General features: G+C 69.7%; 8 protein-coding genes and 1 pseudogene. All 9 read left to right on the top strand.

The features are described from left to right. On the top strand, positions 1-1,278 hold a 1,278-nt coding region (locus tag AB7U46_RS17025), incomplete at its 5' end, for an Eco57I restriction-modification methylase domain-containing protein (RefSeq protein ID WP_428338180.1). Further along, positions 1,275-2,117 carry a fumarylacetoacetate hydrolase family protein gene (locus AB7U46_RS17030; protein ID WP_428338181.1) on the top strand — a complete coding sequence of 281 codons (843 nt, stop codon included), beginning with the start codon at positions 1,275-1,277 and terminating at the stop codon, positions 2,115-2,117. The genes AB7U46_RS17025 and AB7U46_RS17030, both read left to right, overlap by 4 nt. Further along, positions 2,114-3,505, top strand: a complete 1,392-nt coding sequence (locus tag AB7U46_RS17035) for an aldehyde dehydrogenase family protein (RefSeq protein ID WP_428338182.1) — start codon at positions 2,114-2,116, stop codon at positions 3,503-3,505. Before AB7U46_RS17030 ends, AB7U46_RS17035 begins: the two co-directional genes overlap by 4 nt. Positions 3,506-3,680: 175 nt before the next feature. Next, a complete protein-coding gene (locus AB7U46_RS17040) occupies positions 3,681-4,586 on the top strand; it encodes a DMT family transporter (RefSeq protein WP_428338183.1) in 906 nt (301 codons plus the stop codon). Between the two features lie 50 nt (positions 4,587-4,636). Next, positions 4,637-5,632, top strand: coding sequence for an LLM class flavin-dependent oxidoreductase (locus AB7U46_RS17045; protein ID WP_428338184.1), 996 nt, complete (start codon positions 4,637-4,639; stop codon positions 5,630-5,632). A 134-nt stretch (positions 5,633-5,766) separates the two neighbouring features. Further along, positions 5,767-6,147, top strand: a complete 381-nt coding sequence (gene rpsF, locus AB7U46_RS17050) for a 30S ribosomal protein S6 (RefSeq protein ID WP_428338185.1) — start codon at positions 5,767-5,769, stop codon at positions 6,145-6,147. Between the two features lie 17 nt (positions 6,148-6,164). Further along, entirely contained in the window at positions 6,165-6,392 is a 228-nt protein-coding gene (gene rpsR, locus AB7U46_RS17055; RefSeq protein WP_128180829.1) for a 30S ribosomal protein S18, read from the top strand. A 12-nt stretch (positions 6,393-6,404) separates the two neighbouring features. After that, positions 6,405-6,977 (top strand): 50S ribosomal protein L9, encoded by a 573-nt coding sequence (rplI, locus tag AB7U46_RS17060; RefSeq protein WP_428338186.1) that lies wholly within the window; start codon positions 6,405-6,407, stop codon positions 6,975-6,977. Between the two features lie 142 nt (positions 6,978-7,119). Beyond that, positions 7,120-7,919 (top strand): annotated as a pseudogene (locus AB7U46_RS17065) (mechanosensitive ion channel family protein); the annotation flags it as partial.

Consider the following 7,919-nt stretch of genomic DNA (forward strand, 5'->3'; position numbering starts at 1 on the left):
CTCGGCGATTTTCTCGACGCGAAACCAGAGGGTTACGACGCGGTGATCGGCAATCCGCCGTGGTTGCGGCCGCGCGCGGGCAACGGGCTGCGGGCGCGGATCCGGGCGATGGCGGAGGCGACGGGCCTGCCGCTTGCCGGCCCGCTCAACGCCTATGCGCTTTTCGTGATCGCCGCCTGCGGGCAGCTGCGCCCCGGCGGGCGGGCGGCGTTTCTTCTGCCCGCGGAATGGGCCGACGCCAATGCCGCCGCGCCGCTGCGGAGCTTCCTGCTCGGCGCCGGGCTGCGCCGGATCGTGCATATCTGCCACCTGCGCCCGGTGTTCGCCGATGCGCTCACCACGGCGAGCCTGATCTTTCTCGAGCGCCCCCGGGCCGCGCCGCCCGAGGCGGTCGAGGTCGTCTTCGTGCCCGAGGGCGGCGCGCTGCCCGCCCTTGATGCGCCGGCAAGGATGATCGCGCGCGCCACACTCGCCGCCGCGCCGCGCTGGGAAAGCCTTTTGCGCGGCGAGGCCTCGGCGCTGCCGCCCGGTTTCGTGCCGCTCGACACGCTCGCCGCGACGCGCCGCGGCCTTGCCACCGGGGCGAACGGCTTCTTTCACCGGCCGCGAGCCGAGGCGCTGAGCCTGGGCATCGCCCCGCACCGGCTGATCCCCTGCCTGGGCAAGGCGGGCGACGCGCCGGGGGTGATCTTCGACGCGGCGGCGCAGGCGCGGCTTGCTGCGCGCGGCCGGCCCGACGTGTTTCTCGATCTCAGCCCGCCGCTTTCCGCGCCCGAGGCCGCGCTGGTCGCCGCGGGCGAGGCGGAGGGGCTGCACCGCCGCTTTCTCACCCGCAACCGTCACCCCTGGCACGCGCCCGAACGGCATCTGGTCGCGCCGATCTGGGCCACGACTTTCGCGCGCGATGGCATGCGCTTTGTCTGGAACGCAGCGGAAGCTTTGCAGCTCACCGCCTTTCACGGCATCTTTCCGCGCGTGGAGGGGGCGGAGTTTGCCCGCGCGCTGACCGCGGTGCTGAACGCGGCGCCGGTGCAGGCGCGGATCGGGGCGGCGATGCGGCGCTTTGGCGGCGGGCTTGGAAAATTCGAGCCGCGCGATCTGGGGCGCATCGCGGTGCCCGATCTGCGCCGTCTCGGCGGGGCGGAAATCGCGGCGCTGGGGGCGGCGCTCGACGCGCTCGGCGCGCAGGAACGGGGGGCGCAGCTGCGCCTCGACCGGCTGGTCGAGGGCATCGTCGCGGCGCTGTCAGAGGATGAAGAACGGGAGGAAAGCCGATGAAATTGTTGCGTTTTGGTGAGAAGGGGGCAGAGCGCCCTGGGCTTTTGGCGGCGGATGGCTCGATCCGCGATCTGGGGGGCGTGGTCGATGACGTCACCGGCGCCGCGCTCGCGCCGGAAATGCTCGCGAAGATCGCTGCGCTCGATCCGGCCAGCCTGCCGGTCGCGCCTGCGGGCGCGCGGATCGGCGCGCCGGTCGCGGGGGTGGGCAAGATCATCGCGATCGGGCTGAATTACGCCGATCACGCCGAGGAGGCGGGGATGCAGGTGCCGCCCGAGCCCGTCGTCTTCATGAAGGCGGTCTCGGCGATTTCCGGCCCCGATGACCCGGTCGAGCTGCCGCGCGGCGCGGAAAAGCTCGACTGGGAGGTGGAGCTGGCCTTCGTGATCGGCACGCGGGCGAAATATGTGCCGCTCGAGGCGGCGATGGACCATGTCGCGGGCTACATGATCTGCAACGACGTGAGCGAGCGCGCCTTTCAGGCCGAGCGCGCGGGGCAATGGACGAAGGGCAAGAGCCACGACACATTCGCGCCGCTCGGCCCCTGGCTCGTCACCCGCGACGAGGTCGCCGATCCGCAGGCGCTTGGCCTCTGGCTCGAGGTGAACGGGGCGCGGATGCAGACGGGCACGACCGCGACGATGGTCTATGGCGTCGCCTTCCTCGTGCATTACCTGAGCCAATTCATGACCTTGGAACCCGGCGACATCGTCACCACCGGCACGCCGCCCGGCGTCGGCATGGGGATGAAACCGCCGCGGTTCCTGCGCGCGGGCGATGTGATGGTGCTGGGCATCGAGGGGCTGGGGCAGCAGCGGCAGGTGGTGGTGCCGGCATGAGCGCGGAGGTCTTCGCGCAGCTTGCGGCGGGCAATGCGGCGCGGCGCACGGGTTTCGGAGTGCCCGAGCGGCGCGCGGCGCTCACCGCGCTTGCCGCGGCGATCCGCGCGCATCAGGGCGAGATCCTCGCCGCGCTCGCCGCCGATCTCGGCAAGCCGGAGGTCGAAACCCGGCTGACCGAGATCCTGCCGGTGCTGGCCGAGATCCGCCACAGCCTGCGCCATCTGAAGCGCTGGACGCGCGTGCGCCGGGTGCGCCCGACGCTCGCGATGCTCGGCACGCGGGCGACGATCCGGCCCGAGCCGAAGGGCACGGTGCTGATTGTCGCGCCCTGGAACTACCCGTTTTCGCTGGCGCTCGGGCCACTGGTGTCGGCGCTCGCGGCGGGCAATGCGGCAGTGGTGAAGCCCTCGGAGCTCGCGCCCGCGACCTCGGCCTTGCTCGCGCGGCTGGTGGCGGCGAGCTGCGCGCCCGATCTCGTCGCGGTGGTCGAGGGCGGGGTGGAGACATCGACCGAGCTGCTCGCGCTGCCCTTCGATCACATCTTCTTCACCGGCTCGCCCGCGGTCGGGCGGGTGGTGATGGCGGCGGCGGCGAAGACGCTGGCCTCCGTCACGCTGGAACTGGGTGGCAAGTCGCCGGTGATCGTCGGCCCGGGGGCGGATCTGAAACGCACGGCGCGCGCGCTTGCCTGGGGCAAGTTCGCCAATGCCGGGCAGACCTGCATCGCGCCCGATCACGTCTTTGTCGCGCGCGCGGTCGAGGGCGATTTCCTCGCCGCGCTGCGCGCCGAGATCGCGCGGATGTATGGCGGCGATCCGCAGGGCTCGCGCAGCTTCGCGCGGATCGTGAACACCCGCCATTTCGCGCGGCTGAAGGCGCTGATCGAGGGGGCGACCGCGGCGGGGGCGACGCTGGTCGAGGGCGGGGCGGGCGATGCCGGCACGCGCTATCTCGCGCCGACGGTGCTCACCGGCACGACCGGGGAGATGGCGATCTCGCGTGAGGAGATCTTCGGCCCGGTGCTGCCGGTGATCGCCTATGACGATCTCGACGCGGTGCTGGAGGAGATCTCGGCGGGGGAGAAGCCGCTCGCGCTTTACGTCTTCGAGCGGGATCGGGAAGTCATTGCCAAGGTGCAGGCGGCGACGAGTTCGGGCGCGGTGGGGGTGAACATCACGCTCGCGCATTACCTGCATCTCAACCTGCCCTTTGGCGGGATCGGCAATTCCGGCCTTGGCGCGGCGCATGGCGAATGGGGGTTCCGCGCCTTCAGCCATGAAAAACCGGTGCTCGAGGATCGCTTCTCGAGCCTTTCGCTCCTGATGCCGCCCTATACCGGGCTCAGCGCCCGGCTGGCGCGTCTCGTGCAGCGGCTGATCGGGTAGGGGGCGCTGCCCCCGGCTTCGCCTCCCCCGGGATATTTCGTCACTTTGGAAACGGATCGACTTCCAAAGTGGAGAAATATCCCGGGGGTGAATTCGGCGTGAGCCGAAGAGGGGGCAGCGCCCCCTTGCCCCGGCCTGCGAATTCCCGCAAACCGGGCCGGGAAAGCGAGGGGCGATGGACGCGACCGGCAAGAGACTGATTTCACCGCGGATCGAGATGCTGGCTGCGCTGATGCTGCCGCCGCTCTTCTGGGCGGGGAATTTCATCGTGGCGCGCGCGGCGCGGGGCGAGGTGCCGCCGCTGGCGCTGTCCTTCGTGCGCTGGTCGATTGCGCTTCTCTTCATGCTGCCCTTCGCCTGGAAATACATCCGCCGCGACGCGCCCTGGTATCGCAAGCACTGGCTGCAGGTGATCCTCGTCGCGCTGCCGGGCGTCACCGCCTTCAACACGCTGGTTTACGTGGGGTTGCAATATACCACCGCGACGAACGGGATGCTGCTGAACTCGACGATCCCGGTTCTGATCCTGATCTTCGGCGCGCTCTTCTGGGGGCGGCGGATCGGGATGAGCCAGGCGCTTGGCCTTGTCGTCTCGACGCTGGGCGTTGCGGTGGTGATCCTGCACGGGCAATGGGCGCGGCTCGTCGCGCTCGAGTTTTCCGAGGGCGATCTGATCATCTTCGTCGCGATGGTCTGCTGGGCGCTTTACACGCTCGGGCTGACGCGGATCCCGGCCGAGGTGAACCGGCTCGGCCTGCTTGCCGTGCAAAGCGCGATCACGCTGGTGGCGCTCGCGCCCTTCCTCGCGCTCGAGATCGCCTCGGGCCGGGTGCCGCATCTGAGCCCCGCGGGCATCGGCGCGATGCTTTACGTCGGCATCGTGCCCTCGGTGCTGGCGACGCTCTTGTACATGCGCGGCGTCGCCTTGGCCGGGCCGGCGCGGGCGGGGCAGTTCATCCATCTGCTGCCGGTCTATGGCGCGGTGCTCTCGGTCGTGTTTCTGGGCGAGGCGCTGCATCTTTACCATGTCGCGGGCTTCGGGCTGATCCTGGCGGGGATCGTGATCGCCGGGCGGAAGTGACCCTTTCCCTGCCGCCGCGCGCGCCTAGATAGGGGGCGACAGGAGAGACCATGACCCTTCCCTATTCGATCCTCGATCTCGCGCCGATCCCGCAGGGCGCCACCGTGGCCGAGGCGCTCGCCCACAGCGTCGATCTCGCGCGCCATGCCGAAGCGCTGGGATATCACCGCTACTGGCTGGCCGAGCATCACAATTCGACCGGCATCGCCTCGGCGGCGACGGCGGTGCTGATCGGTCATGTCGCCGGGCAGACCTCGACCATTCGCGTCGGCGCGGGGGGCATCATGCTGCCCAACCACGCGCCCCTGCAGGTGGCCGAGGCCTTCGGCACGCTCGCGACGCTCTATCCGGGGCGGATCGACCTCGGCCTCGGGCGGGCGCCGGGCACCGATGGGCTGACGGCGCAGGCGCTGCGGCGGGGCGTGCTCAATGCCGACCGCTTCCCCGAGGACGTGATCGAGCTTCTGGGGTTCCTGGGCGATGCGAGCGCCGATCAGCCGGTGAAGGCGGTGCCGGGGCAGGGCACGCATGTGCCGGTCTGGATGCTGGGCTCCTCGCTTTTCGGCGCGCAGCTCGCCGCGCATCTGGGCCTGCCCTATGCTTTTGCCAGCCATTTCGCCCCCGACATGCTGGCCGAGGCGATCGAGATCTACCGCGCGCGCTTCCGCCCCGGCGTCACCGCGGCGCCGCGCTTCATGCTGGCGGTGAACCTGTTCGCGGCCGAGACGGACGCGGCCGCGCATCTGCTGCGTTCGTCGATGATCCACGGCTTCGTCAATCTGCGCCGCGGGCAGGCCGGGCCGCTGCCGCCGCCCTGCGCCGATCTGACCACCGTCGCCTCCTCCGCCGAGATCGCCATGGCGGAGCGCGCGCTGCGCGTCGTCGCGGTGGGATCGCCCGCGACGGTCGAGGCGCGGCTGCGCGCGCTGATCGCGCAGTATCGCCCCGACGAGCTGATCCTCACCGGCCATATCTTCGACCACGCCGCGCGCAAGCGCAGCTTCGAGATCGGCGCGCAGGCGATGGCGCGGATCGCGCGGGGCTGAATCCGCTTGCATCGCGGGGCCGATGCGACTAGGAGACGCGAACTTCCGCGTTTCTTCGAACCGGCGGAGCCTCTCGTGGTGGGCAGCGGAAGTGAAATGCCCTCCTATGAAGCCGCCTTGCAACAGGAGCCCACATGCCGCTTTACGAGCATGTCCTCATCGCGCGTCAGGATCTGTCCAACGCGCAGGCCGAAGGCCTCGTCGAACATTTCTCGACCGTTCTCGCCGACAACGGCGGCAAGGTCGTCACCTCGGAATACTGGGGTGTGAAGACGATGGCCTACAAGATCAACAAGAACCGCAAGGGCCACTATGCCTTCCTGCGTTCGGAAGCCCCCTCGGCGGCCGTGCAGGAAATGGAGCGTCTGGCCCGTCTGCATGACGACGTGATGCGCGTGCTCACCGTCAAGGTCGACGCCCATGAAGAAGGCCCGACCGTGCAGATGCAGAAGCGTGACGACCGCGACGATCGCGGCCCGCGCGAAGACCGCGGCCCCCGCCGCGAGCGTCGTTGATCGAAAGGACCTGACCCATGGCCAACAAACCGTTTTTCCGCCGTCGCAAGGTCTGCCCGTTCTCGGGCGATAACGCGCCGAAGATCGACTACAAGGACACCCGTCTGCTGCAGCGCTACATCTCCGAGCGCGGCAAGATCGTCCCCGCCCGCATCACCGCCGTCTCGGCGAAGAAGCAGCGTGAACTGGCCCGCGCCATCAAGCGCGCCCGCTTCCTCGCCCTGCTTCCCTACGCCGTGAAGTAAGGAGTTCGTCCCATGCAAGTGATCCTTCTGGAACGTGTGGCCAAGCTTGGCCAGATGGGCGAGGTCGTGAACGTCAAGGACGGTTACGCCCGCAACTTCCTCTTGCCGCAGGGCAAGGCGCTGCGCGCCAACGATGCCAACATCAAGAGCTTCGAGACCCGCAAGGCCCAGCTCGAGGCGCGCAACCTCGAAACCAAGGCCGAGGCCGAGAAGCTGGCTGAAAAGCTGGCCGGTTCGACCTTCGTCGTGATCCGCTCGGCTTCGGATGCCGGCGCGCTCTACGGCTCGGTCACGCCCCGTGACGCCGCCGAAGCCGCGACCGCCGCGGGCTTCTCGGTGGACAAGAAGCAGGTGGCGCTCAAGGCTCCGATCAAAGATCTGGGCCTGCACGAAGTGCATGTCGTCCTGCACCCGGAAGTCGACGTCACCGTCGTTCTGAACGTGGCGCGTTCGGCCGAAGAAGCCGAGCTGCAGGCCTCGGGCAAGTCGATCCAGGACCTCGCGGCCGAGGCGGAAGCCGAAGCCGAGTTCGAGATCGCCGAGCTCTTCGACGAGGTTGGCGCCGCGGCGGCCGACGAGGAATAATCCTTCCCGAAAGGGAAAGGACCGGGCCGCGCCTTCACGGGCGCGGCCTTTTCTTTGCGACCGCGGCATCGCGCCGCCCGGGCGCTCTTGCGGCGCCTCCGGCCGCCCGGTTAGATGACCGGGTGCGGGCGTGGAGGCTGCGATGGATGATCTGATCGAAAGGCTGCGGCCCTGGGGGCAGACGGCGCTCGACTGGGCGGTGACGCCGGCGGCCTGGGGGCAGGTGGTGGCGCTGGTCGCCGCGGTGCTGCTTGGCCGGATCGCGACGCGGATCCTGCACCCGCGGCTCACGCAGCTGCTGAGCCCGCCCGAGGGCGCGAAAGGGCCGATCGCCTTCCTGCGCCGACAGGCGCTGCGGCTCTTGCCGCTGCTCGCGCCGCTTTTGATGGCCGCGGTCGCCGCGCTGGGGGAGGAGGCGCTGCGCGCGGCCTTCGGCACCGGCGGCATCACCGCCTTCGGCAAGCGGCTGTTCCTGTTCCTCGCGGTGCGCGCCTTCGTGCGCGAGGTGCTGCGCGAGCCCTTTTTGCGCGCCTATGGCCGGTTCATCGTGCTGCCGGTCGCCGCGGTCTATGCGCTCGGCCTTTTGCCGGCCGCGACCGAGGCGCTCGCCGCCGTGCGCCTGCCGCTTGGCAATCTCTCCTTCGACCTGCTCTGGGTGGTGAAATTCGCCGCGCTCGGCGGGCTGGTGTTCTGGCTTGGCCGCTGGTCGAACGAGCGCTCGACCGCCTTTCTGACCGAGCAGGAGGAGCTGCGCCCGGCGACGCGGCAGCTCGCGATCAAGGCGGCCGAGGTCGCGATCTTCGGCGTGGCCTTCCTGATCCTGATGAATGCGATGGGGGTGAACCTCACCTCGCTCGCGGTGATCGGCGGTGCGATCGGCGTCGGCATCGGGCTGGGCCTGCAGCAGATCGCCTCGAACTTCATCTCGGGGATCATCCTGCT

Origin of the sequence: Paenirhodobacter sp. (assembly GCF_050177655.1) — a bacterium.
GTDB lineage: Bacteria > Pseudomonadota > Alphaproteobacteria > Rhodobacterales > Rhodobacteraceae > Rhodobacter.

Coding starts and splice junctions, on each gene's coding strand:
- AB7U46_RS17040 (WP_428338183.1), top strand. CDS start 3,681: ATGGACGCGACCGGCAAGAGACTGATTTCACCGCGGATCGAGATGCTG.
- AB7U46_RS17030 (WP_428338181.1), top strand. CDS start 1,275: ATGAAATTGTTGCGTTTTGGTGAGAAGGGGGCAGAGCGCCCTGGGCTT.
- rpsR (WP_128180829.1), top strand. CDS start 6,165: ATGGCCAACAAACCGTTTTTCCGCCGTCGCAAGGTCTGCCCGTTCTCG.
- AB7U46_RS17035 (WP_428338182.1), top strand. CDS start 2,114: ATGAGCGCGGAGGTCTTCGCGCAGCTTGCGGCGGGCAATGCGGCGCGG.
- rpsF (WP_428338185.1), top strand. CDS start 5,767: ATGCCGCTTTACGAGCATGTCCTCATCGCGCGTCAGGATCTGTCCAAC.
- rplI (WP_428338186.1), top strand. CDS start 6,405: ATGCAAGTGATCCTTCTGGAACGTGTGGCCAAGCTTGGCCAGATGGGC.
- AB7U46_RS17045 (WP_428338184.1), top strand. CDS start 4,637: ATGACCCTTCCCTATTCGATCCTCGATCTCGCGCCGATCCCGCAGGGC.